This is a genomic window from Pseudomonas sp. B21-023, from assembly GCF_024749165.1.
Taxonomy (GTDB): Bacteria; Pseudomonadota; Gammaproteobacteria; order Pseudomonadales; family Pseudomonadaceae; genus Aquipseudomonas.
Genome location: NZ_CP087190.1, coordinates 5453653 through 5479484, shown reverse-complemented (window position 1 = coordinate 5479484; position 25832 = coordinate 5453653). Strand labels below are relative to the sequence as shown.

Here is a 25832-nt window from a genome sequence, read left to right as displayed (position 1 = left end):
GCTTTCATTGGGCGGGCGGTGGTTGGTCTGGCAGTGTCAGCCAGTCACTGCTGCGCCCTGCCTGGCGAACGCGTATCAGCCACTGGCCGTTTTCGTGACGCATCACCGCCCACGGCACCACCCCGGCGTTGTTGGCGACAGTAATCTGCAAGTGGTAATGATCTGGCAGCAGGTGGCGACGCACCGGCAACTGTCCGTTCTCGAGCGCCAGGTACAGCTGATCGTCAGCCTCAAAGAGCCCTTGTTCGATGTTCAGTGGCAGGCCGGCCACAGGCACCTGCAGGTAGCAGTCTTGCAGTAACTGCTTCAGGTCGGGCAGCCCGTCGTACCAAAGTACCGGTGAGTCTATGACCCACTGCCCGTCGGACTTGCGCTTGAGCGGTTGCTGCAGGTAGACGTCTGGCTGGTCAGGGTCGATCGCCCGCCAGCGGTAGCCGTCGAAGCTGACCTGGTAATAGCGGTTGTCGTTGTCCTTGACGAAGTACAGTGAGTGCCCGCCAAACGCCGAGCTTTGCTCGTATACACCTTCACCGTAGATGCCGTCTATGCGATAGCGCAGGCTGCTCCCTGGTTGTACCTGGAGGCGTGCGGGCAGTGGCAGTGGCGGTTGTTTGGGAATCCCGCGCAGGGATCGGCGTAGCACTCTGGAACCAAGAAAACTGGTACCCGCATCGTTGAGGTGGCTAAGCGCTTGATAGGCATGCCGCATCACCCCTTCGACATCCTCTTGCTTGAAGGCCTCGACGCCGTCCCAAATATCGATTGCCATGCGGCCGATCGACAGCACCAGCAGCGCACGGTTCGGCAGCAGGAGGCTGATGAAGTCCAGTAAGCGCCAGCTCAGCGCCATGACCGATGCCACGTTCACTTCCCTGGTCGTCATGCTGTCGGCATCGGCCTGAGCGATCAGCGCCCGGGCTTCGGCGATGTAGTAGACGAAGAAAAGGTCGTCCTTGATCTCGGGTGTCGTCAAATGTGTGCTCATGCGCCCCTTGTCCAGCAGCCGTTGCACCGTGGCGGCAGGCAGCAATGGCAGGCGCTGGGCTACGTATGCTCTCAACGTGGGCTGTTGGCGCAACGTGCGAAGCAGTTCGCGGGTTGTTCGAAAACGGCGCCAGGACCTGCGGTCCGGGGCATCCGGGGTGTACAGCACGCATGCCGGGGACTTGTAGGGGGTGCTGTTGAGCAGAAGCACGCCCTGCAGGGTATGGCCCATGATGTTTAGCTGCCGAACAGTGACCGGGTAGCCTGCGACTGGCGCACGCAAGGCATTGTGTGGTTGGTCCAACACTGCGCGCACCCAGTTGTAGCCGTGTTCGAAAGGGTCTTCGCCAAAGTGTCCGGCGTAGCGCGCCTTGACTGCTTCAGCGTGCATGCGTGCACGGTTGACCTTGCTGTGCGCGGTCAGGCGCCATTTGCCCGCTCTGGAACTGACAAGTTGGGTGTGCAGGTACTTTGCGTAGCTGTCACCTACGTTCAGTTCCCGGACCATGTGCTTGACATACTGCGGCGTGAGCCCGGCGGGCATGGCTTTGCCGTGGGCATGGCTCACCCGAGCAGTAAGCCAGTAGTCGGTATCGAACCACGGCAAGTTCTTGAGTGCGATCTCTTCGAGCGTGTTGATTTCCTCGACCATTTCCACCATCTCGTGGCCCACGCGTCGCATGCCGACATAGGTGACATAGGATGAGATGGCGAAGGGATGCATGATGGCGCCAGTGCGGCGGGCACGCACGACCCTGATCTTGATATCGCGAGGATCTGTGTCGTACCCCAGGTTATGGCTAAGGCGCTCGCGAAGGCGTGCGTTGGCCCAGGCCAGCAGGCTATTGCGTTGCTTGAAGTCGTTAAGGCTCAGCACTCCCGGGGCAGCAGCCTGCTCGGCGATTGCCACCAGCTCTTGCATGGCCTGCATCATATGGCTCAGGCCTTGCGCAGAGGTGTTGCGCAGCCAGTTCGGCAGGTTCTTCTCAAGTAATCGGGAGTAACGTGTCAGCAGGATGGGTTTGGCGCCGACTTCGTGCCAGAGTTGCATGGCTTTATGTATTCGGGTGTGCTGGTCGGGTGAGCTGTTGCTCCACAAGCCGGCGTCACTCAAGCGTTGGCGCTGGGCTTCTATCGCACTGTCGATCTGGGCCTCCAGCAGGCTATCGGTGTACCAGTCATAGCGCAGGCGCTGTGACCGACGAACGCGGTCCGCCTGTGGGTCAGGATACAGATGCAGCAGAGGCTTGCTCTGGAGTGGGTCCTCCAGGCGTTCGCAAAGTTCCTGGTGCAGTGCGGCAAGGGAGTCGAAGGCCTCTATGCCTTGTGAGAGGCTGCATAGCAAGGCCATGCCTGCGGCATCCTGAGGCGTGAGCATAGGGCCCTCGGCGGTGCCGGCAACGATGATCAGTGTGCCTGGCAGGTAGCTGCGCCAGTTGGGCCGTATGCCGTCGAGCAGCACGCGATAGACCTGTGGCCTGCTGGCCAGCGGCAGCTGCCTGCGCTGAGAGGGAAGCGGCTGTTCCAGGCACGCCCGCAGCTGCTCGGCTGACCCGTTGGCCAAGGTCTGGTCGCCCAGGCGCAATTCAACCTCGGCCAGCATCAGCGCCTTGCGCAGTGCCAGCAGCTTTTGTCTTGGGGTTTCGCCATGCTCATCGGCCGTTGTCCAGAAGCTGGCCAGTTGGCCGTGCAGCCAGGTGCGTGTATCGGGGTTGATGGGGTGCTGAGGGTCAAGGGTCGGGAGGCCGCCGAGCAGGTCGCTGATCTGTCGGTCGATCTGTTCCAGTTGTTCGAGGGGGCGCATGGGGCGGGTCCTGGGTTGAGGAAAACCCCCATGCTTGGCAATACCTGCGGTTGCGGGGTGGTAGCGGGCTAGCGCACCCGACGCCAGAGCAGCCCGCGCAAGCTCACCAGGGCCGGCAGACCCAGGCCGGCCCATGCCAGAATGTCCCAGCCACCGTCGCCGAGCAGTGCGGCGAACAGGCCCAGGAGCCCAAGTATGGCAATCAACGCTGGCCAGGCGAAGATGCGTACAGTGGCTTGCGACCTGTGGCTCATGCGCGCGACCCTCTGGGTTTGCGCTGCTTGCCCCACCACAGGTAGAGGCCGCTGCCGAGCACGATGATTGTCAGCACGTCCAGCAAAGCCCAGAGGATCTGCATCGGTCGCCCGCCGTAATCGCCGAAATGCAAAGGCTGCGACAGGCCCATCGCATCCATGTACCAGGGACGGTCGCCTACGGCCGTCACTGCAAGGGTGCGAGCATCGATCAGTACCGGCGTGAACAGGTGCGAACTCAGGTGTGTGGCACCGTTCATGAATACCGCGTAGTGGTGCTCGCTGGAAAAACGCGTGCCTGGAAAGGCGATGAAGTCCGGGCGCATGCCGGGTGCCGCCTGTTCGGCGATCGTCAACAGCTGGCTGGCCGGGGCGCGTTCGGTGAGCGGCGGGGCAGCGCGGTAGGGCGCGACCATGGCCGCCAGGCTGTCGTTGCGCCAGGCCGCGATCACCAGGTCGGACAGGGCGCTGATCACACCGGTGACGCCGACCACCAGGGCCCAGGTCAGGGTGACCACGCCGATCAGGTTGTGCAGGTCGAGCCAGCGCAGGCGCCGCGACTTGTCGTGGCGCACCGTGGCGAACTCCAGGCGGCGCATGAACGGCGCGTACAGCACCGTGCCGGAGACGATCGCGACGACGAACAGCAGGCCCATGAAGGCCAGCCACAACTTGCCGGGCAGCCCGGCGAACATGTCCACGTGCAGACGAAGCATCAGCATCATGAAACCACCATTGGCCGCCGGCATGGCCACGGCCTCGCCGGTGCGGGCATCGAGCATGAAGGTGTGCGATTGGTCGGGGTGGGTGCCGGCGGTGGCGGCCATGATCGCCACCACGCCGTTGGGTTCGTCCTCTTCGTAGCCGAAGTACTGCATGACTTCGCCAGGGCGGTGTTGCTCGGCCTTGAGCACCAGTTGCTGCAGGTCCAGGTGCGGGGTGCCGGCGGGCATCTCGCGCAGTTCGGGGGCATCGCCCAGCAGGTGTTCCAGCTCGTGGTGGAAGATCAGCGGCAGGCCGGTGAGGGCCAGCAGCAGCAGGAACAGCGTGCACACCAGGCTGCTCCAGGTGTGGATCGCTGACCAGCGGCGGATGGTTTGGCTTTTCATCACGGCTCCTTAAGCCATCGCGGGGCCAGCCCGCTCCCACTGACCGTGGGAGCGGGCTGGCCCCGCGATGGCTTCGGTCACTCAGAACTTGTAGGTGGCGCTGGCGACGACGCTGCGCTGGTCGCCGTAATAGCAGTAGTAGCCGTCGCAGGTCGAGAGGTAATCCTTGTTCAGCAGGTTGCTGGCGTTGACCGCCACTGAGGCCCCCTTGAGGCTGCTGTCCAGGCGGCCCAGGTCGTAGTGCACCGCAGCGTCGAACACAGTGTAGGCCTTGCTCTTGCCGAGCCAGGTGTTGGCTTCGTCACCGTAGCGGTTGCCGGTGTAGCGTGCGCCAAGGCCAATGCCGAAGCCGTCAAGCACACCGGTATGCCAGGTGTAGTCGGCCCACAAGGAGGCCTGCTGGTTGGGCATCTGTTGCAGGCGGTTGCCTTTGTACTGCCCTTTCTGGACTTCGGACTTGGCCAGGGTATAGGCGGCGATCACTTTCAGGTTGTCGGTGACGTCGGAGACGGCTTCCAGTTCCAGGCCGTGGACCTTGACCTCGCCGGTCTGGCTGGAGACCGGCACCCCACCCACGTTGTTGGTGACGGTCACGTTCTTCTGGGTGAGGTCATACACGGCCGCCGACAAAAGGGTGTTGGAGCCAGGTGGCTGGTACTTGATGCCGAGCTCCCATTGCTGGCCTTCGGTCGGCTTGAACGACTTCTCGACGTCCGCGTCCGAGCCGGTGCTTGGCTGGAACGACTCGGCATAGGACAGGTAGGGAACAAAGCCTGAATCGAACACGTAGCTCAGCGCCGCGTTACCGCTGAACTGCTTGTCGCGCTGGGTGTTGGTGGCATTACCCTTGTTGAGGAACGTGGTGCCGGTATGCACCCAGTCTTCACGCCCGCCCAGGGTCAGGCGCCATTTGTCGAGCGCCATCTGGTCCTGGATGTAGAGCCCGGTCTGCACGGTTTTCTGGTTGTAGTCCATATAGGCCGCGGAGCGGTCCGGGCGAGTGATCGGCAAACCGTACACCGGGTTGTTGACGTTGGTGGGCGGTACGTTGAAGCCATAGATGGAGAGAAAGTCGGATTCGGTGCGCTGGTGGTCCAAGCCGATCAGCACGGTATGGCTGATATCGCCTGTGCTGAAGTCGGCCTGGAAGTTGTTGTCGAGCGCGAACTGGCTGATGTCCTCATTGACGTTGGTGGACATGCGGCTGGCATTGCCCTCGTTGTCCACCGGGCCGCCGGGTTGGTAGTAGCTACCAACGGTGATCGTCTGGAACGACAACTCGCTCTTGGTGTAGCGCACGTTCTGGCGGAACTGCCAGACATCGTTGAAACGATGTTCGAAGGCATAGCCCAGCGCGTAGTAGGTGCGGTCGTAGTATTCGTAATCCGGATCACCCAGGTTCTTGTGGCGGGAGACCTTGCCGAACGGCATGTCGATCTTGGTGCCTTGGATCGGATAGAACTGGCTGGTGGCGCCGGTATCGTCGCGGGTGAACTGGCTGAGGAAGGTCAGCGAGGTGTCGTCGTCGATGTTCCAGGTCAGGCTTGGGGCGATGTTGTAGCGCTTGTTGTCGATATGGTCGATCTGCGTGCCGCTGTCGCGCACCACGCCGCTGACGCCATAGAGGAACTGGCCCTGCTCATCGAGCTTGCCGGTGCTGGCGAAGCTGATCTGGCGGTGGTTGTCGCTACCGTACTGCAGCTGGATCTCGTGGCTGCTCTCGGCCTGGGGGCGGCGGCTGACCATGTCCAGCAGGCCGCCGGGCGGGGTCTGGCCATACACCGACGAGGCCGGGCCACGCAGCAGCGCAAGGCGGTCGAGGTTCCAGGTTTCGGCTTTCGGGTTGGCATACACGCCGCGGGGCAGAGGCAGGCCGTCGAGGAACTGGGTCGGCTCGAAGCCGCGCACGCGCATCCAGTCATAGCGGGTGTCGCTGCCGAAACTGGCCGAGACGATGCCTGGCATGTACTTCACCGCATCATCCAGGCTCTGCACGCCACGGTCGCTCATCTGCTGGCGGGTGGCGACGGAAATGGAGCGTGGGACTTCGACCAGCGCGGTGTCGGTCTTGGTGCCGGCGGCGGTGCGCTTGGCGGTGTAGCCCTCCACCGGGCCCCAGGCACTTTCAAAACTGCTGTTGGCGTCGATGTTGGTCTCCGGCAGCGCCAGGCTGCCTTCCGCCACCAGGCTGTAGCTGCCGGCACTGCTTTGCTGCAACTGCAGGCCGGTACCACGCAGGGCCGCCTGTAGCGCGCCAATACCGTTGTACTGGCCGCTGACCGGCGCCGAACTACGCCCACTGACCAGCGCCGGATCCAGCGCCAGGGCGATACCGGCCTGGCTGGCGATCTGGTTCAGGGTGCTGGCCAGCGGTGCGCTGGGCAGGTTGTAGGCCCGCATGGCGGACTGTTCGGCGGCGAACAGGGCAGTGCTGGCCAACGGGGTGGCCAGGCTGATGGCCAGGGCCATCAGGCTGGGGCGAAGCAAAGCATCAACGGCACGGGACATTCAGCGGCTCCTCGACGAAATAGTGCTGACTGCTTCCTTGCCGAGCGAGAGTGGGAAAGTGACAGGGGGGTGTGAAAAAAAATACGACTGATTTGCAAAAACCTTTGGGAGGCGGCAAGCCGGCTCCCAAAGGGCGGTCTGGCTGGGGCTATTTGGCGGTAACGGTGACCCACCACGGCGTATGCCGTTCGATCTTCACCGGCAGCACCGGTTGCAGCGAGGCCAGGGCCAGGTCGGTGTCGGTCAGCGGGAAACTGCCGCTCACGCGCAGCTCGGCCACTGCGTCGCTGACGCCCAGATGACCGCTGCGGTACTGGCCGAGGGTGGCCACCAGGTCGGCCAGGCGCACGTTGTCCACCACCAGCATGCCGCGGGTCCAGGCGTCGCTGCCGACCGCCACGGGGGTGACACTGCCCAGGCCGTCGGCGCTCATCAGCACTTGCTGGCCTTCGCGCAGCACCTGTTCATCGCCGCTGTGCTGGGGTTTGGCAGCTACCGATGCCTGCAGCACCTCCAGGCGTGTGCCGGCCTCCTCGCGCTTGACCAGGAAGCGGGTACCCAGTGGGCGCAGGCGGCCCTCCTCGGTGCGCACCAGCAATGGGCGGCTGTCCTTGTGGCCGGTTTCTACCGAGATCTCGCCCTGGTGCAGGACGATCAGCCGTTGTTCGCCCTGGAAGTCGATGTCCACCGCGGTCTGGCTGTTGAGGCTGAGCAGGGTGCCGTCTTCCAGGCGCAGGGTGCGCAGCTCGCCGGTACTGGTGCGTTGGTCGGCCAGCCAGTAGGTGGGCGACAGTGACGGTGCGCCGGCCCAGGCCAGCAGGCCGCCGAGCAGCAGCATGCCGGCAAGGCCGCCCAGACGCTGGCGCAACCCGGCCCGGGATTGCAGCAGGGTGTGGCGTACCGGCCCGGCAGCAGCGTTGACGCGCTGGTCGAGCATACCCAGTTGCAGCCAGGCGCGGGCGTGCTCCTCGTGGGCGGCGTGCCAGCGCGTAAACTCGCTGCGTTCGTCCGGGGTACCGCTACCTTCGTCGAGGCACAGCTTCCAGGCGATGGCCGCTTCCAGCACCTTGCTGGAAACCGGGGCATGCTTCATGTCGGCTCCCCGTAAAGGGCGACATAGCACTGGCGCAGGCCTTGGGCGATGTACTGGCGCACGCGCGAGACCGACACCCCGAGGCGCTCGGCGATCTCGGCGTGCCCCAGGCCGTCCAGGCGGCTGTACAGGAAGGCTGCCCGGGCCTTGCTCGAGAGCTTGCCCAGCAAGCGGTCGATGGCCTTGAGGTCTTCGAGGATCAGGTGTTGCTGTTCCGGTGACGGGTGCTCGGCTTCGGGCAGCAGCGCCAGTTCCGCGAGGTAGGCCTGCTCGAGGGCGGTGCGGCGGAAGTGGTCGAACAACAGGCCCTTGGCCACGGCGACCAGAAAGGCGCGGGGTTCGCGGGGGGCGTCCAAACGCTCGCGGCCGAGCAGGCGCACGAAGGTGTCCTGGCTCAGGTCCTCGGCACGCTGGCGGCAGGCGGTGCTGCGCTGCAGCCAGGCCAGCAGCCAGGTGCGATGGTCGCGGTACAGCGCGCCGACCAGTTCGGCATGTGGACTGTGCGCAGACGTCAAGAAGCGTTCCCCGGGAAAGAATGCGTTAACTAACGATAATTATTCGCGATTGTGGCAGAGGCAGGGGGGAGGGCGCAATTGACGCTTATCGGATTGCCAGCATGGCGGGGAAAGCGCAATAAAAATCAGAGACCGTGGTGCTGCGTCTTGCGTCGTCGCCACTGGCGCACCCGCTGCTCCAGCTGCAGCGGGCTGTCCAGTTGCTGGCGGCGCGCTTGGCTGAAGAGGATCAACGCAAGTTCCGCGGTCACCTGGGCATCGGCGCTGGCATGGTGGCGGGCCTGGACTTCGAGGCCGAAACGGGCGATCCAGTCGTCCAGCCCGGCCTCGCGCAGCACTGTGTCGGGGTTGAGCATCGGCGCCAGCTCCGCCACGTCGAGAAACGGATGCTGCAGGCGCAGGCCCAGGCTGTCCTTCAACGCCCGGGCCAGCATGCGCTGGTCGAAAGGGGCATGGAACGCCAGTACAGGACTGTCGCCGATGAACGTCATCAGGTCGAGCAGTGCTTCGGCCGGTTCGCAGCCGGCGGCCAGGGCGCTGGGGCCCAGGCCGTGGATCAGCACGCTGGCGTTGGTTTTCTGTTCGGGGCGGCGCAGGGTCCGCTCGAACGGCCGACCGAGGTCGATGGCACCGTCCTCGATGGCCACCGCGCCGATCGACAGCACCTGGTCGCGATTGAGATTCAGGCCGCTGGTCTCCAGGTCCAGCACCACCCAGCGCTGTTCGCGCAGGGAGCACACGCCCAGGGGCGCAGGGCCGGGCAGCGCGGCCAGGCGCCGCTGCAGCGCCGCATCGAGTTCGGGGGCTGTGGGGCGCAACCAGGCGAACAGGTTCACAACTGGTACCGCAGGGCCAGGCTGCTCTGCAGGCGCTGGGCCTGGCGCAGGGACTCGCGCAGGATGCGCCGGTCCAGGTGGTTGAGGCTGTCGGGGTCGAGCCGGTTGGAGTAAGGCATGTTCTCGCGGCTCTGGCGCTGGTGCTGCTGCATGCGGGTCTGCTGGATGAAGTGGTAGGCCTCTTCATAGGCGGCGCCGTCGAGCGGGTCGATGACGCCCTTGGCGATCAGCTGGCGCAGCCGCTCCAGGGTATTGCACGCCGTGATGCCGTGGGCCAGGGCCAGTAGCCTGGCGCCATCGACGAACGGGGTCAGGCCCTGCACCTTGAGGTCGAGGGTGGCGGCCTTGTCGTCACCCTGGCGGGTCAACACGAACTCGCGCAGGCGCCCGACCGGCGGACGCTGGCGCAGGGCGTTGTCGGCCAGCATGCGCTGGAAGATGCGGTTGTCCGCGACTTGCTCCAGCAGGCCCTGGCGCAGTTGCTCGCAGCCCTGCTCGTCGCCCCAGACCACGCGCAAGTCGAAGTAGATGCTTGAGCCCAACAGGTTCTCGGGGCTGGCTTCGCGCACGAAGCCGGCGAAGCGCCGCGCCCATTCGCCACGCGACAGGCACAGCTCGGGATTGCCGGCCATCACGTTGCCTTTGCACAGGGTGAAGCCGCACTGGGCCAGGTTGTGGTTGATCTGCTGGGCCAACGGCAGCAAGCGTGCGCGGATCGCCTCGGCTTCGGCGCCGTCACGGGCCTCGAATAAAATGCCGTTGTCCTGGTCGGTGTGCAGGGTCTGCTCGCGGCGGCCCTCGCTGCCGAAGCACAACCAGCTGAACGGCACGCCGGGGTCGCCGCGCTCGGCGATGGCCAGTTCGATCACCCGGCACACGGTATGGTCGTTGAGCAGGGTGATGATCTGGGTGATCTGCGTCGAGGAGGCGCCGTGGGCGAGCATGCGTTCGACCAGTTGGCCGATTTCGCCGCGCAGTGCCACCAGGCTGTCCAGCCGCGGTGCATGGCGGATGGTGCGGGCCAGGTGTACCAGGTCGACGCGCTGCAGGGAGAACAGGTCGCGCTCGGAAATCACCCCGCACAGGCGCTGGTTGTCCACCAGGCAGACATGGGCAATGTGGCGTTCGGTCATCGCCATGGCGGCGTCGAACGCACTGGCCTGGGGGCTCAGGTAGAACGGTTTGGCGGTCATGTAGCGCTCGATGGGCGCGGTCAGTTCGGCGCTGGCGTCGGCCACTACCTGGCGCAGGTCGCGCAGGGTGAAGATACCGATGGGGTGGCGCTGCTCATCGATGATCACGATGCTGCCGACCTGTTGCTCGTGCATTTGCCGCACGGCTTCGCGCAGGGGCGTGTCTGGCGTGCACACAACCGGGTGGCGCAGCGCCAGTTCGCCCAGCGGTGTGTTGAGTGAGTACTGGGTACCCAGGGTCTCCACGGCGCGCTGGCGCACTTGCTGGTTGACCTGGTCGAGCAGGCTGCTGACGCCGCGCAAGGCGAAGTCGCGGAATACCTCGGACATGGAAAACACACGGATGAACGCGGCCTTGTCCAGTTGCAGGCAGAAGGTGTCTTCGCCGGCCAGGTGCTCGGTGCGGGTGGCCCGCTCGCCGAGCAAGGCCGCCAGCGGGAAGCATTCACCGCTGGTGATCTCGAAGGTGGTCTCGGTGCCTGGTTTGGTGACATGGTGACGTTCGCCGACCACGCGCCCCTGCTTGACGATATAGAAGTGCTCGACCGGGCCCTCGGCCGGCGTGATGATGCTTTCGCCGCCCGCGTAGAAGCGCAGCTGGCACTGTTCCACCAGGTAGGCCAGGTGGCTGTGTTCCATCTGGTTGAACGGCGGGAAACGCTGCAGGAACTGCAGGGTGCCCTGGATGTTTTGCAGTACCGCTGTCCTGCCGGCCTGGGTGTAGGCGTCCTTTTTGCTCATGAAGCTGACCGTATCGCTACGCCGAACTATATATATCTATCTATAGGGGTCGGCTTTGTTGTTCTCGGCCTCCATGGTCGGCTGGCCGTACTGTGGTGCCCATTGGACGTAAGTCTAGAGCGAGGCTGTCAAGGACCCGACGAAAGGCGAACCGGGCTATGTAAATTTCGCGGTCCTAAGCTGTGAACGAGATTTTTTTGACGAGATGGGCCATGGCCGAGCATGACGACATACTGAGTGACGCCGAGCGCGAGGCACTGGCTGGGGTGAGTGCGCCTGTCGCGGCTCGTCCCGTGGTGCTGGTGGTGGACGACAACCCGGTGAACAGCGAGGCGCTGAGCCTGTACCTGAAGAGTCGAGGTATCGCCTGCATGACGGCTGACGGCGCGCAGGAAGCGATGTTGAAGCTGCATTACGAACCGCGGATCGCACTGATGATCACCGACCTGCGCATGGAGCCGAAGGATGGCCTGGAGTTGATTCGCCAGATTCGCGAGTCCGAGCGGGCGGCGCTGTCGATCATCGTGGTGTCGGGCGACACCGATGTGAAGGAGGCGGTGGACGTGATGCACCTGGGGGTGGTGGACTTTTTGCTCAAGCCGGTGGACCTGGGCAAGTTGCTGGAGCTGGTACGCAAAGAACTGAGAATGGACTAATCGTACTGGGTCTGCTTCGCAGCCCAATCGCCGGCAAGCCGACTCCCACAAGGATAGTGTTGACCTGTGGGAGCCGGCTTGCCGGCGATTGGGCCGCAAAGCGGCCCCTTGATGACCTACAGCCCGTTGCGCGCCTTGAACTCGCGACGACGACGGTGCAGGACCGGCTCGGTGTAGCCGTTCGGTTGCTTGGCACCCTCGATCACCAGCTCGATCGCCGCCTGGAACGCGATGTTGTCATCGAAGTTCGGCGCCATCGGGCGGTACAGGGCGTCACCGGCGTTCTGCTTGTCCACCACCGCGGCCATGCGCTTGAGGCTTTCCAGCACCTGCGCCTGGGTGACCACGCCATGGCGCAGCCAGTTGGCCAGCAGTTGGGCGGAAATCCGCAGGGTGGCACGGTCTTCCATCAGGCCGACATCGTTGATGTCCGGCACTTTCGAACAGCCCACGCCCTGGTCGATCCAGCGCACCACGTAGCCGAGGATGCCCTGGGCGTTGTTGTCCAGCTCGTTGCGGATTTCCTCGTCCGACCAGTTGGTGTTGGCCGCCAGCGGGATGGTCAGGATATCGTCGACCGAAGCCGGGGTGCGCGAGGCGAGCTCGCGTTGCCGGGCCTGCACGTCGACCTTGTGGTAGTGCAGGGCGTGCAGGGTGGCGGCGGTCGGCGACGGTACCCAGGCGGTGTTGGCCCCGGCCAGCGGGTGGGCGATCTTTTGCTCGAGCATGGCGGCCATCAGGTCGGGCATGGCCCACATGCCCTTGCCGATCTGCGCGCGACCCTGCAGGCCGGTGGCCAGGCCGACGTCGACGTTGTTGTTCTCGTAGGCACCGATCCACTTCTCGTTCTTCATGGCGCCCTTGCGCACCACGGCGCCGGCTTCCATGGAGGTGTGGATCTCGTCACCCGTGCGGTCGAGGAAGCCGGTGTTGATGAACACCACGCGCTCGGCCGCAGCCTTGATGCAGGCCTTGAGGTTGACCGTGGTGCGGCGCTCCTCGTCCATGATGCCGACCTTGACGGTATTGCGCTGCATGCCCAGCAGGTCTTCGACGCGGCTGAAGATCTCGGCGGCGAACGCCACCTCTTCAGGGCCGTGCATCTTCGGCTTGACGATGTAGACACTGCCGCTACGGGTGTTCTTGCGGCTGGTGTTGCCGTTGAGGTTGTGCAGGGCGATCAGGTTGGTGAACAGGCCGTCCTGGATACCTTCGGGAATTTCGTTGCCCTGGGCGTCGAGGATCGCCGGGTTGGTCATCAGGTGACCGACGTTGCGCACGAACAGCAACGAGCGGCCGTGCAGGGTCACGCTGCCGCCATTGGGCCCCGCGTACTCGCGGTCCGGGTTCATGGTGCGGGTGAAGGTCTTGCCGCCCTTGCTCACGCTTTCGGCCAGGTCGCCTTTCATCAGGCCCAGCCAGTTGCGGTAGACGATGACCTTGTCGTCGGCATCGACGGCGGCGACCGAGTCTTCGCAGTCCATGATGGTGGTCAGAGCCGATTCCATCAGGATGTCTTTCACGCCGGCGGCGTCGGTGCTGCCGACCGGGGTGCTGGCGTCGACCTGGATCTCGAAGTGCAGGCCGTTGTGCTTGAGCAGCACGGCGGTCGGTGCGGCGGCATCGCCGTGGAAACCGATCAGCTGGGCGTCGTCACGCAGGCCGCTGTTGCTGCCGCCCTTGAGGGCGACCACCAGCTTGCCGCCGTCGATGCGGTAGGCGGTGGAGTCGACATGTGAGCCTGCGGCCAGCGGTGCGGCCTGGTCGAGGAAGGCACGGCCGAAGGCGATGACCTTGTCGCCACGGGCCTTGTTGTAGCCCTGGCCTTTTTCGGCGCCGCCCTCATCGCTGATGGCATCGGTGCCGTACAGCGCGTCATACAGCGAGCCCCAGCGGGCGTTGGCGGCATTCAGGGCGAAGCGGGCGTTCATTACCGGCACCACCAGCTGCGGGCCGGCCATGACCGCGATCTCGTCATCGACGTTCTGGGTGGTGGCCTGGAAGTCCTCGACCTGTGGCAGCAGGTAGCCGATCTCCTGGAGGAATGCCTTGTAGGCGACGGCGTCATGGGCCTGGCCTTTGCGGGCCTGGTGCCAGGCGTCGATCCTGGCTTGCAGCTCGTCGCGCTTGGCGAGCAGGGCTTTGTTCTTGGGAGCGAGGTCTTTAATGATCTCTGCCGCCCCGGCCCAGAACTTTTCGGCTTCGATGCCGGTTCCAGGAATCGCTTCGTCGTTGACGAAGTCGTACAGGGCCTTGGCGACCTGAAGGCCACCGACTTGAACGTATCCAGTCATTGCTTGCCTCACCTCTGCTCAGCTATTTCGCTTTCGCTCTTCTGTATTAAGCCTGTAGCGCTTCTCTAAACACGGCACCAGTGCATGCCCGCGCATTCCGGGGCGGCTGGGTGCGGCTCGCCAGACGGGCCGGCGGGCGTTTGGCGTATTTTCACAGGCGCCTTGGCAGACATCGAAACGACGTTTTTGTAGTCCGCGCCGATGCATACTACATGAAGCAGCAGGCAGGTAAACATCAGACTAAAAGCGTCGCTCTGCGACCGATTGGTCGCATAGGGTCACGCTGGGAGACGACATGTTCGCAAAAAACAGGTGGATTGTTCCAGATAAATCTTGAAACAGTACACGATTAGTTGGCCTGGCTGTCCTGCGGCAGGTTGCCGCGCCTTGCCTATACTGATTCGATCCCCGTATCGCCCCCATCTGCGGCGGCGCTTGCAGACGAATGAAGGAGTGGCCCCGTGGACCATCTTGTACTGACCGTGATCGCCCCTGACAAGGCCGGGCAGGTAGAGCGTATCGCCCAATGCATCGCCGATCACAATGGCAACTGGCTGGAAAGCCGCATGTCACGCATGGCCGGCCAGTTCGCCGGGATCCTGCGGGTGGCGGTACCGGCGGAGAACTACGCCGAACTGGTCGAGTCGCTGCAGAAACTGGGTGAAAACGGCATTCGTGTGTTGATCGCCGAAAGCGGCATCGAGCCGTCCTGCACCTGGAAACCGATCGCCATGGAGCTGGTGGGCAACGACAGGCCGGGCATCGTCCGTGACATCACCCGCCTGCTGGCGGAGCTTGGGGTGAATGTGGAGCGCCTGAGCACCGAGGTGCGCCCGGCACCGATGAGCAGCGAGCCGTTGTTCCAGGCCGATGCGCTGCTGGCGCTGCCTTTGACCCTGTCGCTTGACGAACTGCAACAGCGGCTTGAGAACCTGGCGGACGATCTGATGGTGGAGTTGAGTTTGCGGCCTGAGGAATGAGGCGAGTTGTCGGGCGTGACCCAGCTTCTTTATCCAGATTCTACGGGGATGCCCCTGTGGATAACCTGGGGGCCTTCGCCGCCAGCCCAGAGCCCGCGCCGGTTAGCCAGCATTGAGCAAAAAACACCCAGTAATCAGTCGCTTGTGCACAAACCACGGGGACGAGGGTGTGGATAACCTCTGGAGACCTTGCTGCAGGCCACGCACTCCGTGGTCTGCAGCTATTTGATCATTAATTGATCAGGCGCGCTTGCGCAAACTCACCCAGGCATCGACGCTGTAGACCGCCAGGCCTGCCCAGATACACGCAAATGCCATCAGTGTGCTGGACGAAAGATGCTCATCGAACAGCCACACCGCTTGCAGCAACACCAAGGTCGGCGCCAGGTACTGCAGGAAACCCAGGGTGGTGTACGGCAGGTGGCGCGCGGCGGCGTTGAAGCACACCAGAGGTATCAGGGTTACCGGGCCGGCGGCGATCAGCCACAGCGCCTCGCTGCTGTTGAAAAATTCCAGGCTGGCGCTGTTGGCCGTTGGGTGCAGCAGCAGCCAGCCGATCGCCAGCGGTACCAGCATCCAGGTTTCGACCACCAGGCCGGGCAGTGCCGCGACCGGCGCCTGCTTGCGGATGAGCCCGTAGAAGCCGAAGGACAGTGCCAGCGCCAACGATACCCAGGGCAGGCTGCCGACCTGCCAGACTTGTTGCGCCACCCCGAGGGCCGCCAGGCCCACTGCCAGCCATTGCAGGCGGCGCAGGCGCTCACCGAGCAGCAACATGCCCAGTAGCACGTTGATCAGCGGGTTGACGTAGTAGCCCAGGCTGGCCTCGAGCATGCGCCCGTTGTTCACCGCCCATACATAGGTCAGCCAGTTGCCGGCGATCAGCGTGCCGCTCAGGGCCAGGATGGCCAGGCGCCTGGGGTTGTCGCGCAGTTCGCGCCACCAGCCGGGGTGCTTCCACACCAACAACAGGAGCGAACCGAACAGCGCCGACCAAAGCACCCGATGGACGATGATCTCTACCGCCGGGACGCTCTGGATGGCTTTGAAGTACAGGGGGAACAGGCCCCAGATGATGTAGGCGCCGAGGCCCAGAATGTACCCGCGACGCGGGTTTGCGGCGTGCATGCAGAATCCTTGCTTAGGTAGCTAAATAAAGCGACGCCTATTGTAGACAGAGCGCGACGTGCACCTAGAACAATTTCAGCGGTTGTTCATCGAGGGCGGCCATTTGCTCACGTAGCGCCAGGATCTGGTCCCCCCAGTAGCGTGGTTGGCCGAACCACGGGAAGCTGCGGGGGAACGCCGGGTCATCCCAGCGCCGAGCCAGCCAGGCGCTGTAGTGCAACTGGCGCAGGGCGCGCAGTGGCTCGATCAGGGCCAGTTCACGCGGGTCGAAGTCGTGGAATTCGTTGTAGCCGTCGATCAGCTCGGCGAGCTGGCCGAGGCGCTCTTCGCGGCTGCCGGCAAGCATCATCCACAGGTCCTGCACCGCGGGGCCCATGCGGCAGTCGTCGAGGTCGACCACATGATAGATATCGTCGCGGTGCATCAGGTTGCCGGGGTGCAGGTCGCCGTGCAGGCGGATCCGCTGGTGCGGGGTGCGGGCGTAGATATCCTCGACCCGCTTGAGCAGGTCGCGGGCCACGGATTCGAAGGCCGGCAGCAGCTCGCGAGGAACGAAGCCGCCGTCCAGCAGGGTGTTGAGCGAGGCATGTCCAAAGTTGTCCACAGCCAGCTGCTCACGGTGTTCGAATGGCCGGATGGCTGCCACGGCATGCAAGCGCCCGAGCAACTGACCCAGGCGGTACAACTGGTCGAGGTTGCCCGGCTCCGGGGCATGGCCGCCACGGCGCGGGAACAGGGTAAAGCGAAACCCCTGGTGCTCGAACAGGGAGCGGCCCTCGTGCAGCAGCGGCGCCACCACGGGCACTTCGCACTCCGCCAGTTCGGCGGTGAAGGCATGTTCTTCGAGGATTGCCGCATCGCTCCAGCGCCCAGGGCGGTAGAACTTGGCGATCAGCGGTTGTTCCCCCTCGATGCCCACCTGATAGACACGGTTTTCGTAGCTGTTGAGCGCTAGCACCCGCGCATCGCTGAGAAAGCCAAGGCTTTCCACGGCGTCCAGCACGAGGTCGGGGGTGAGGGTGTCGAAGGGGTGGGACATGAAAGGCTCCAGGCGCGGGGACGGCGTGGCTGCATGTTACCCCAATCACAAGGCAGGCCCCGCCCTTGTCGTAGCCGGTTAGACCGGCACCCCCAGCAACACGAACGACGGATGGAACTGCACCCGCATCATGCTCTGCGGCCCGACTTGATACTGCGCCAGCCAGTCAGCCTCGGCGAAAGCGCACAAAGTCTGCCCGTTACCCAGTGCCAGGCGCACCTCGACTGGACCGTCCTGCTCACCGACAAGCTCCTCGACCTTGGCCTTCAGGCAATTGCTGCCTTGCTCCGCCAGCTCGTCCGGCCCCAGCAACTGCACCCACCCCGCCTTCAGCAGCGCCACCACCGTGCCCCCAAGTGCCAGTTCCAGGCGTTCGGTACTGCCCCGAGTGATCAAGGCCTCGATCTCCAGGCCGCCGCCCAGGTCCAGGCTGATACGGTCATGCCGGCCTTCGCGGCGCAGCCCGCTGATGCGTCCCTGCAACTGGTTGCGCGCACTGGTGCGCAGCATCAGCCGGCCAAGCAGGGCGAAGTCGCTGCTGTCCTCGGCGGACTCCAGGATCTCTGCCTGCAATGCCTGCAGGCGCTGGTACAGGCACAGTACCCGTTCGCCTTCGGCGGACAGCCGGGCGCCACCACCGCCCCGGCCCCCGGTGCTGCGTTCCACCAGGGGCTGCGCCGCCAGGTTGTTGAGTTCGTCGATGGCATCCCAGGCGGCCTTGTAGCTGATCCCCGCGGCCTTGGCGGCGCGGGTGATGGACCCCTGCTCGGCGACATGTTGCAACAGGGCGATGCGCTGTGGGCGGCGGGCGATGTGCTGGGTGAGCAAGGCGGGCAGGGACATGGGTGGGCATCAGGCGTGGTGAAGGTTCCGCGACGTTGCCGTCGTCACCGGGTCAAGTCAAGCCTGGCCCGGGCGCGGTGTGCGCGCCAGGCAGTAGATATCCACCTGCCGGGCTCCGGCTTTGCGCAGCAACCGGGCGATGGTCTGCGCGGTCGCCCCGGTGGTCAGCACGTCGTCGACCAGTGCCAGGTGCAGGCCCTCCAGTTCACTGCCCGGGGTGAGGGCGAAGGCCTGGCGCAGATTGCGTTGCCGGGCCTTGGCACCAAGCGCCTGTTGCGCCGGTGTATCGCGTACCCGCTGGAGCAGGTGCTCGTCGCAGGGCAGGCGCAATTGCCTGGCGAGCCAGCGGGCGAGCATCGCCGCCTGGTTGAAGCCGCGCTGGCGCAGTCGACGCCTGGCCAGGGGAACGGGCAACAAGCGATCCGGCCGCGGCAAGCCCTCGTGATAGTGGTGGCTCAGGTTCTGGCCGAGCAGTTGGGCGAGCAACCGCCCCAGGGGCCACTGGCTGTTGTGCTTGAAGCGGCTTATCAGGGTGTCGACGGGAAAGCCGTAATGCCAGGGCGCGATCACCCGTTTGAATGCCGGTGGGCGGCGGCTGCAACTGCCGCAGAGAAGGTCGTCCAGGGCCAGGGGCAGCGCGCAACGGCGGCATTGCTCCTGCAGCCAGGGCAGCGCCTGCTCGCAGGCGACGCACAGTGGGTAGGGCTGCCCCGCGAGCTCATCGCAAAGCAAACAGGATTGTTCGATATTTGTACAGATGTAAACCCGTGTGTTCTTGATTGGTTGACAGTTCATGGGGCCTTCCGTGACTATGCGAGCTATCCGTGATGCGCTGGTGGGTTTCCCTGTCCCGGCGTCAGTCAGACCATAGATAAGGAAACGCCGATGAGCGCCAGCGCAATTGCAACAACCCGTCACGACTGGTCCCTGGCCGAGGTCAAGGCACTGTTTCAGCAGCCGTTCAATGACCTGCTGTTCCAGGCCCAGACCGTTCACCGTGCACATTTCGACCCCAACCGCGTGCAGGTTTCCACGCTGTTGTCGATCAAGACCGGCGCCTGCCCGGAAGATTGCAAATATTGTCCGCAGTCCGGCCACTACAACACCGGGCTGGAAAAACAGAAGCTGATGGAAGTGCAGAAGGTGCTGGAGGAGGCCGCCCGGGCCAAGGCCATCGGCTCGACCCGCTTCTGCATGGGCGCGGCGTGGAAGCATCCCTCGGCCAAGGACATGCCCTACGTGCTGGAGATGGTCAAAGGGGTCAAGGCCATGGGCCTGGAAACCTGCATGACCCTCGGCAAGCTCGACCAGGAGCAGACCCAGGCCTTGGCCCAAGCCGGCCTGGACTACTACAACCACAACCTCGACACCTCGCCGGAGTTCTACGGCAGCATCATCACCACCCGTACCTACAGCGAACGCCTGCAGACCCTGGCCTATGTGCGTGACGCGGGCATGAAGATCTGCTCCGGGGGCATCCTTGGCATGGGCGAGTCGCTGGACGACCGCGCCGGCCTGTTGATCCAGCTGGCCAACCTCCCCGAGCACCCGGAGTCGGTGCCGATCAACATGCTGGTCAAGGTTGCCGGCACGCCGCTGGCCGATGAGGAAGACGTCGATCCGTTCGACTTCATCCGCATGCTGGCCGTGGCCCGGATCCTCATGCCCAAGTCCCACGTGCGCCTGTCGGCCGGCCGTGAGCAGATGAACGAGCAGATGCAGGCCCTGGCGTTCATGGCCGGGGCCAACTCGATCTTCTACGGCGAGAAGCTGCTGACCACGGCCAACCCGCAGGCCGACAAGGACATGCAGCTGTTCGCCCGCCTGGGTATCCAGCCGGAAGCCCGCGAAGAGCACGCCGACGAAGTGCACCAGGCCGCCATCGAACAGGCGCTGGTCGAGCAGCGCAGCAGCGAGCTGTTCTACGACGCAGCCTCGGCCTGAGCATGGCCTTCGATCTCGCCGCGCGCCTGGCCGAACGGCGTGCCGCGGACCTCTATCGGCAACGGCCGCTGCTGGAAAGCCCGCAAGTGCCGCAGGTGGTGGTCGATGGCCAGCCGCTGCTGGCCTTCTGCAGCAATGACTACCTGGGCCTGGCCAATCACCCCGAGGTGATCAAGGCCTGGCGCGATGGCGCCGAGCGCTGGGGTGTCGGCGGTGGCGCCTCGCACCTGGTGATCGGCCACAGCACGCCGCACCATGACGTTGAAGAAGCACTGGCCGAGTTGACCGGGCGCCCTCGCGCGTTGCTGTTTTCCACTGGCTACATGGCCAACCTCGGGGCCATCACCGCGCTGGTGGGGCAGGGCGACACAGTCTTGCAGGACCGCCTCAACCACGCTTCCCTGCTCGACGGCGGGCTGCTCAGTGGCGCCCGCTTCAGCCGCTATCTGCACAACGACCCGGCCAGCCTGGCCAGTCGCCTGGAGAAAGCCACCGGCAATACCCTGGTGGTCACCGATGGCGTGTTCAGCATGGATGGCGATTGCGCCGACCTGCCGGCCCTGGCCAAGGTCGCCTGCGGCCGTGGGGCATGGCTGATGGTCGACGATGCCCATGGCTTTGGTACCTTGGGCGCCAACGGCGGCGGCCTGGTCGAGCATTTCGGCCTGGGTGTCGATGACGTGCCGGTGCTGATCGGCACGCTGGGCAAGGCCTGTGGTACCGCCGGCGCCTTCGTTGCCGGCAGCGAGGATCTGATCGAGGCGCTGGTGCAGTTCGCCCGGCCCTACATCTACACCACCAGCCAGCCACCGGCATTGGCGTGCGCCACACTCAAGGCGCTGGAGCTGCTGCGTCGGGAGCGCTGGCGGCGCGAGCACCTGGCCGCGCTGATCCAGCAGTTCCGCACAGGCGCCGAGCAGATCGGCCTGACCCTGATGGACAGCCACACCGCGATCCAGCCGATCCTTATCGGCGATGCGGGGCGGGCGCTGGCATTGTCCCGCTTGTTGCGTGAACGCGGTCTGCTGGTCACGGCGATTCGCCCACCCACCGTACCCGCTGGCAGCGCCCGTCTGCGGGTGACCCTGAGCGCCGCCCACAGTGAGGCACAGGTGCAGCTATTGTTGAATGCATTGGCCGAGTGTTATCCACAGCTGGAGTCCGCCGATGCGTAACCGAATGATCCTTCTGCCCGGCTGGGGGCTGGGCACCGCCTCACTGGAGCCGCTGGCCGCCAGCCTGCGTGCTCAGGACCCGCGCCTGCAGGTCGAACTGATGCCGTTGCCGGACCTGGCCGACAGCGACCCGCTGGCCTGGGTCGACTACCTCGACCGCAAGCTGCCCAACGACGTGTGGCTTGGCGGCTGGTCGCTGGGTGGCATGCTCGCCAGCGCCCTGGCCCACAAGCGCGGCGATCATTGCTGCGGCTTGCTCACGCTGGCGAGCAACCCCAGCTTTGTCGCTCGGCCGGATTGGCCGCACGGGATGGCACCGGATACCTTCGGTACCTTCCTCGATGGCTGCCGCAGCCATACCCAGGTGACCCTCAAGCGCTTTCGCACCTTGTGCAGCGATGGCGCGCAGCAACCGCGCACCTTGCTGCGCCAACTGGGCGTCGGCGTGCCCGACACCGATCCGCTGTACCTGGCCACCGGTCTGGAGGTGCTGGCCAGCCTTGATACACGCGCTGCCCTGGAGCAATACGGCGGCCCGCAGCTGCACCTGTTCGCCGGCAGTGATGCGCTGGTGCCGGTGGAGGCTGCCAAGGCCCTGAGCGACCTGTTGCCCGACGTGGAAGTCGGCCTGGTCGAAGACAGTTCCCACGCCTTCCTGCTGGAGTACCCGCAGGAGCTGGCGGCGGGCATCAAGAGTTTCCTGCATGAGAGTGGCGATGACTGATCTTTCCCAGCCCACCTTGCCCGGTGCCCTGCCGGACAAGCGCCAGGTGGCGGCTTCGTTTTCCCGCGCCGCAGCCAGCTATGACAGTGTCGCGGCCTTGCAGCGCGCAGTAGGCATGGCGCTGTTGGGGAAACTGCCCGCAGGGCTCGTCCCAGCGCGCTGGCTGGACATGGGCAGTGGCACCGGCCATTTCAGCCGGGTCCTGGCCGAGCGCTTCAGCGATGCCGACGGTGTGGCGGTGGACATTGCCGAGGGCATGTTGCGCCATGCCCGTGAGCAAGGCGGCGCCCGGCACCATGTGACGGGTGACGCCGAGCGTCTGCCGTTGCGCGATGGCAGTGTCGATCTGCTGTTCAGCAGCCTAGCGGTGCAGTGGTGCGGCCAGTTCGCCAGCGTGCTGGGTGAGGCGCGGCGGGTGCTGCGCCCAGGCGGGGTGCTGGCATTCAGCAGCTTGTGCGTGGGCACCCTTGATGAGTTGCGTGCCAGCTGGCAAGCCGTCGATGGCATGGTGCACGTCAATCGCTTCCGGCGTTTCGAGGATTACCAGCGTCTATGCGGGGAAAGCGGTCTGGAGCTGATCGGCCTGGAGCGACATCCCCATGTACTGCATTACCCCGACGTGCGCAGCCTGACCCACGAGCTCAAGGCGCTGGGTGCGCACAACATCAATCCGGGGCGCCCATCGGGGTTGACCGGACGTGCGCGGATGCAGGGCCTGTTGCAGGCCTATGAACAGTTCCGCCAGCCTCAGGGGCTGCCTGCCACCTATCAGGTGGTGTATGGCGTCTTGCGCAAACCGCTGGCCGGGGAGCAGTGACATGAGCCAGGCCTATTTCATTGCCGGCACCGACACCGATGTCGGCAAGACCACCATCGCCGCGGGTCTGCTGCATGCGGCGATGCAGTCGGGGCTGAGCACGTTGGCGGCCAAGCCGGTGGCATCCGGGTGCATGGTGACGCCCAGAGGGTTGCGCAACAGCGATGCCCTGGCATTGATTGACGAAAGCTCGGTCAAACTGCCCTATGAATCGGTCAACCCTTTCGCTTTCGAGCCGGCCATCGCTCCACACGTGGCGGCGCACGAGGCGGGGGTGGTGTTGAGCGTACCGGTGCTGCGTGATGCGATGCAGCAGGTGCTGGCGCAGCACGCCGACTTCACCTTGATCGAAGGGGCCGGTGGCTGGCGGGTGCCGTTGTCCGATCATGCCAACCTGTCAGACCTGGCCATTGCCCTGAAACTGCCGGTAATCCTGGTGGTAAGGGTGCGGTTGGGGTGCATCAACCATGCCTTGCTCAGCGCCGAGGCCATCGCCCGCGACGGCCTGCAACTGGCCGGTTGGGTGGCGAACATCGTCGATCCGCGGACATCGCGTCTGGAGGAGAACCTGTCGAGCCTGGCCGAGCGGCTGCCCGCACCATGCCTGGGGCGCGTGCCCTGGTTGAAGGTGGCGGGCGCGGCTGCGGTGGCCGAGCATTTGCACCTGGACCTGTTGGATTAGGCCTACTGTCTATCGGCTGGCACAAGGCTATTAGGGATTTCAACGGGCCTTTTTCCCGTTCTGCTGCTTTAATAAGGCCTGTTAATCATCCAGCGTCATGGAGTCCTGACATGGAAATCAATGCGAGCTCCGCCTACTACGCGGGCCTGGGTGCCATCCAGAACGGCCAGAACCGTGTCGACCAGGCCGCCCAGCAGATCGCCAGCGGCGCCGTCGAGCGTGGCACCAGCGGGCAGTCCACCGACTACCAGGCCGAGCGCCTGCGAGGCGTTGACCGCAGCCAGCAGATGGATCTGGCCACCAGCACCGTGCAACTGGCCCTGGGCAAGCACGAAGTCGAACTGGGTGCCAAAGTCGCCAAGGCTTCCGATGAAATGCTCGGTCGGTTCATCGACACCTACGCCTGACTCGCTGAACCCCATTCGCTTACTTCGCGGGGCAAGCCCGCTTCCATTCGTGGGAGCAGGCTTGCCCCGCGATGCGTTTTAGGGTGCTTGGCTGAATCATCATATTCGGCGGCATAAATGCCATTGTTAGCCCACCTTGACAGCGAGGCCTCCTAAACGTAAGTTTCAAACAACTGTTTGACCGAAAGCCGCCAAGAGCTGGTCGGTACCCGCGGTCTCCCTACCGAACTCATCACAGAGGTTCATCGCAATGCCTGATTACAAAGCCCCCTTGCGTGATATCCGCTTCGTCCGCGACGAACTGCTCGGCTATGAGGCGCATTATCAGAGCCTGCCGGGCTGCCAGGACGCCACGCCCGACATGGTCGACGCGATCCTGCAGGAAGGCGCGAAGTTCTGTGAAGAGGTACTGGCCCCGCTGAACCGCGTCGGCGACCTGGAAGGCTGCACCTGGAGCGAGGCCGGCGTGAAGACCCCGACCGGCTTCAAGGAAGCCTACCAGCAGTTCGTCGAAGGCGGCTGGCCGAGCCTGGCCCACGACGCCGAGCACGGCGGCCAGGGCCTGCCTGAGTCGCTGGGCCTGGCCCTGAGCGAAATGGTCGGTGAGTCGAACTGGTCGTGGGGCATGTACCCAGGCCTGTCCCATGGCGCGATGAACACCATCTCCGAGCACGGTACCCCCGAGCAGCAGGAGACCTACCTGACCAAACTGGTGTCCGGCGAATGGACCGGCACCATGTGCCTGACCGAACCGCACTGCGGCACCGACTTGGGCATGTTGCGCACCAAGGCCGAACCTCAGGCCGACGGCAGCTACAAAGTGTCCGGCACCAAGATATTCATCTCGGCCGGTGAGCACGACATGGCCGACAACATCGTGCACATCGTCCTGGCCCGCCTGCCCGACGCACCGGCCGGCACCAAGGGCATCTCGCTGTTCATCGTGCCGAAGTTCCTGCCCAACGCCGAAGGCGGCGCGGGCGAGCGCAACGGCGTGAGCTGCGGCTCGCTCGAGCACAAGATGGGCATCCACGGCAACGCCACCTGCGTGATGAACTTCGATAGCGCCACCGGCTACCTGATCGGCCCCGCCAACAAGGGCCTGAACTGCATGTTCACCTTCATGAACACTGCTCGCCTGGGTACCGCGCTGCAAGGCCTGGCCCACGCCGAAGTGGCATTCCAGGGCGGCCTGAAATATGCCCGCGATCGCCTGCAGATGCGCTCGCTGACCGGCCCGAAAGCACCGGAAAAAGCCGCTGACCCGATTATCGTCCACCCGGACGTGCGCCGCATGCTGCTGACCATGAAGGCCTTCGCCGAAGGCAACCGCGCCATGGTCTACTTCACCGCCAAGCAGGTGGACATCGTCAAGTACAGCCAGGACGAGGAAGAGCGCAAGAAGGCCGACGCGCTGCTGGCCTTCCTGACCCCGATTGCCAAGGCGTTCATGACCGAAGTCGGTTTCGAGTCTGCCAACCACGGCGTGCAGATCTACGGCGGCCACGGCTTCATCGCCGAGTGGGGCATGGAGCAGAACGTGCGCGACAGCCGTATTTCCATGCTGTACGAAGGCACCACCGGCATCCAGGCGCTCGACCTGCTCGGCCGCAAGGTGCTGATGACCCAGGGCGAGGCGCTCAAGGGCTTCACCAAGATCGTTCACAAGTTCTGCCAATCCCAGGAAGGCAACGCCGCCACCAAGGAGTTCGTCGAGCCACTGGCCGCGATCAACAAGGAGTGGGGCGAGCTGACCATGAAGATCGGCATGGCCGCGATGAAGGACCGCGAGGAAGTGGGTGCCGCTTCGGTGGACTACCTGATGTACTCCGGCTATGCGTGCCTGGCCTACTTCTGGGCCGACATCGCCCGCCTGGCAGCCGAGAAACTGGCGGCCGGCACCAGCGAAGAGGCTTTCTACACCGCCAAGCTGCAGACTGCGCGCTTCTACTTCCAGCGCATCCTGCCGCGTACCCGCAGCCACGTGGCGGCGATTCTGTCTGGCGCCGACAACCTCATGGCGATGAAGGAAGAAGACTTCGGTCTGTCCATCTAAGCTCGCCGGTTGTAAGAAAACCGCCTGCCCTTACCGGTAGGCGGTTTTTT

At 64.6% G+C, this 25832-nt stretch carries 21 protein-coding genes and 1 pseudogene; 9 read left to right on the top strand and 13 right to left on the bottom strand.

Annotated elements, in window-relative coordinates; all coding sequences use genetic code 11:
* Positions 1–4: 4 nt before the first annotated feature.
* The 8 genes from LOY42_RS24785 to LOY42_RS24750 form a co-directional block, all read right to left on the bottom strand.
* Positions 5–2788 carry a dermonecrotic toxin domain-containing protein gene (locus LOY42_RS24785; RefSeq protein ID WP_258599599.1) on the bottom strand — a complete coding sequence of 928 codons (2784 nt, stop codon included), beginning with the start codon at positions 2786–2788 and terminating at the stop codon, positions 5–7.
* Between the two features lie 68 nt (positions 2789–2856).
* Complete coding sequence (locus LOY42_RS24780; RefSeq protein WP_139667991.1) at positions 2857–3042, bottom strand: hypothetical protein; 186 nt, start codon at positions 3040–3042, stop codon at positions 2857–2859.
* Positions 3039–4151 carry a PepSY domain-containing protein gene (locus tag LOY42_RS24775; protein ID WP_258599598.1) on the bottom strand — a complete coding sequence of 371 codons (1113 nt, stop codon included), beginning with the start codon at positions 4149–4151 and terminating at the stop codon, positions 3039–3041. The genes LOY42_RS24780 and LOY42_RS24775 overlap by 4 nt, the downstream gene beginning before the upstream one ends.
* A gap of 81 nt (positions 4152–4232) precedes the next feature.
* Positions 4233–6659, bottom strand: coding sequence for a TonB-dependent siderophore receptor (locus tag LOY42_RS24770; RefSeq protein ID WP_139667995.1), 2427 nt, complete (start codon positions 6657–6659; stop codon positions 4233–4235).
* 148 nt (positions 6660–6807) lie between these two features.
* Positions 6808–7752 carry a FecR domain-containing protein gene (locus LOY42_RS24765; protein ID WP_139667996.1) on the bottom strand — a complete coding sequence of 315 codons (945 nt, stop codon included), beginning with the start codon at positions 7750–7752 and terminating at the stop codon, positions 6808–6810.
* The gene (locus tag LOY42_RS24760) at positions 7749–8267 is read right to left on the bottom strand and encodes an RNA polymerase sigma factor (RefSeq protein WP_139667998.1); all 519 of its coding nucleotides are present in this window, start codon (positions 8265–8267) and stop codon (positions 7749–7751) included. The genes LOY42_RS24765 and LOY42_RS24760 overlap by 4 nt, the downstream gene beginning before the upstream one ends.
* Positions 8268–8392: 125 nt before the next feature.
* Positions 8393–9103 carry a PolC-type DNA polymerase III gene (locus tag LOY42_RS24755; RefSeq protein WP_102681889.1) on the bottom strand — a complete coding sequence of 237 codons (711 nt, stop codon included), beginning with the start codon at positions 9101–9103 and terminating at the stop codon, positions 8393–8395.
* The gene (locus LOY42_RS24750; protein WP_139668000.1) at positions 9100–11037 is read right to left on the bottom strand and encodes a putative nucleotidyltransferase substrate binding domain-containing protein; all 1938 of its coding nucleotides are present in this window, start codon (positions 11035–11037) and stop codon (positions 9100–9102) included. Before LOY42_RS24750 ends, LOY42_RS24755 begins: the two co-directional genes overlap by 4 nt.
* A gap of 205 nt (positions 11038–11242) precedes the next feature.
* On the opposite strand from LOY42_RS24750, the pseudogene LOY42_RS24745 reads away from it, so the two are divergent.
* Positions 11243–11693: pseudogene (locus LOY42_RS24745) on the top strand (response regulator).
* A 116-nt stretch (positions 11694–11809) separates the two neighbouring features.
* Here the strand turns inward: LOY42_RS24745 and LOY42_RS24740 are convergent.
* Complete coding sequence (locus LOY42_RS24740; protein WP_258599597.1) at positions 11810–13987, bottom strand: malate synthase G; 2178 nt, start codon at positions 13985–13987, stop codon at positions 11810–11812.
* Positions 13988–14448: 461 nt separating this feature from the next.
* On the opposite strand from LOY42_RS24740, the gene LOY42_RS24735 reads away from it, so the two are divergent.
* Positions 14449–14967: a glycine cleavage system protein R gene (locus LOY42_RS24735; RefSeq protein WP_139668004.1), complete on the top strand. Its 519-nt coding sequence runs from the start codon at positions 14449–14451 to the stop codon at positions 14965–14967.
* 240 nt (positions 14968–15207) lie between these two features.
* Here the strand turns inward: LOY42_RS24735 and rarD are convergent, their stop codons facing one another.
* The 4 genes from rarD to LOY42_RS24715 form a co-directional block, all read right to left on the bottom strand.
* Entirely contained in the window at positions 15208–16095 is an 888-nt protein-coding gene (gene rarD, locus LOY42_RS24730; RefSeq protein WP_258599596.1) for an EamA family transporter RarD, read from the bottom strand.
* Positions 16096–16159: 64 nt separating this feature from the next.
* On the bottom strand, positions 16160–17134 hold the full coding sequence (locus LOY42_RS24725; RefSeq protein WP_102681894.1) for a serine/threonine protein kinase: 975 nt from the start codon (positions 17132–17134) through the stop codon (positions 16160–16162).
* Positions 17135–17212: 78 nt separating this feature from the next.
* Entirely contained in the window at positions 17213–17977 is a 765-nt protein-coding gene (locus LOY42_RS24720) for a TOBE domain-containing protein (RefSeq protein ID WP_139668008.1), read from the bottom strand.
* 57 nt (positions 17978–18034) lie between these two features.
* On the bottom strand, positions 18035–18772 hold the full coding sequence (locus LOY42_RS24715) for a ComF family protein (RefSeq protein WP_258599595.1): 738 nt from the start codon (positions 18770–18772) through the stop codon (positions 18035–18037).
* 90 nt (positions 18773–18862) lie between these two features.
* Between LOY42_RS24715 and bioB the strand changes: the two genes are divergently transcribed.
* The 7 genes from bioB to LOY42_RS24680 all read left to right on the top strand — a co-directional run bounded on the left by bioB (position 18863) and on the right by LOY42_RS24680 (position 25782).
* A complete protein-coding gene (gene bioB, locus LOY42_RS24710; protein WP_110697436.1) occupies positions 18863–19921 on the top strand; it encodes a biotin synthase BioB in 1059 nt (352 codons plus the stop codon).
* A gap of 2 nt (positions 19922–19923) precedes the next feature.
* Positions 19924–21096: an 8-amino-7-oxononanoate synthase gene (bioF, locus tag LOY42_RS24705; RefSeq protein ID WP_102681898.1), complete on the top strand. Its 1173-nt coding sequence runs from the start codon at positions 19924–19926 to the stop codon at positions 21094–21096.
* Positions 21089–21820: an alpha/beta fold hydrolase gene (locus LOY42_RS24700; RefSeq protein ID WP_258599594.1), complete on the top strand. Its 732-nt coding sequence runs from the start codon at positions 21089–21091 to the stop codon at positions 21818–21820. Before bioF ends, LOY42_RS24700 begins: the two co-directional genes overlap by 8 nt.
* Positions 21813–22637: a malonyl-ACP O-methyltransferase BioC gene (bioC, locus tag LOY42_RS24695; RefSeq protein WP_258599593.1), complete on the top strand. Its 825-nt coding sequence runs from the start codon at positions 21813–21815 to the stop codon at positions 22635–22637. Before LOY42_RS24700 ends, bioC begins: the two co-directional genes overlap by 8 nt.
* A 1-nt stretch (position 22638) precedes the next feature.
* The gene (gene bioD / locus LOY42_RS24690; RefSeq protein ID WP_258599592.1) at positions 22639–23319 is read left to right on the top strand and encodes a dethiobiotin synthase; all 681 of its coding nucleotides are present in this window, start codon (positions 22639–22641) and stop codon (positions 23317–23319) included.
* Positions 23320–23429: 110 nt separating this feature from the next.
* Positions 23430–23726, top strand: coding sequence for a pyrroloquinoline quinone biosynthesis protein PqqE (locus LOY42_RS24685; RefSeq protein WP_102681902.1), 297 nt, complete (start codon positions 23430–23432; stop codon positions 23724–23726).
* A 250-nt stretch (positions 23727–23976) separates the two neighbouring features.
* Positions 23977–25782 carry a phenylacyl-CoA dehydrogenase gene (locus LOY42_RS24680; RefSeq protein ID WP_139668021.1) on the top strand — a complete coding sequence of 602 codons (1806 nt, stop codon included), beginning with the start codon at positions 23977–23979 and terminating at the stop codon, positions 25780–25782.
* The last annotated feature ends 50 nt before the right edge of the window (positions 25783–25832 follow it).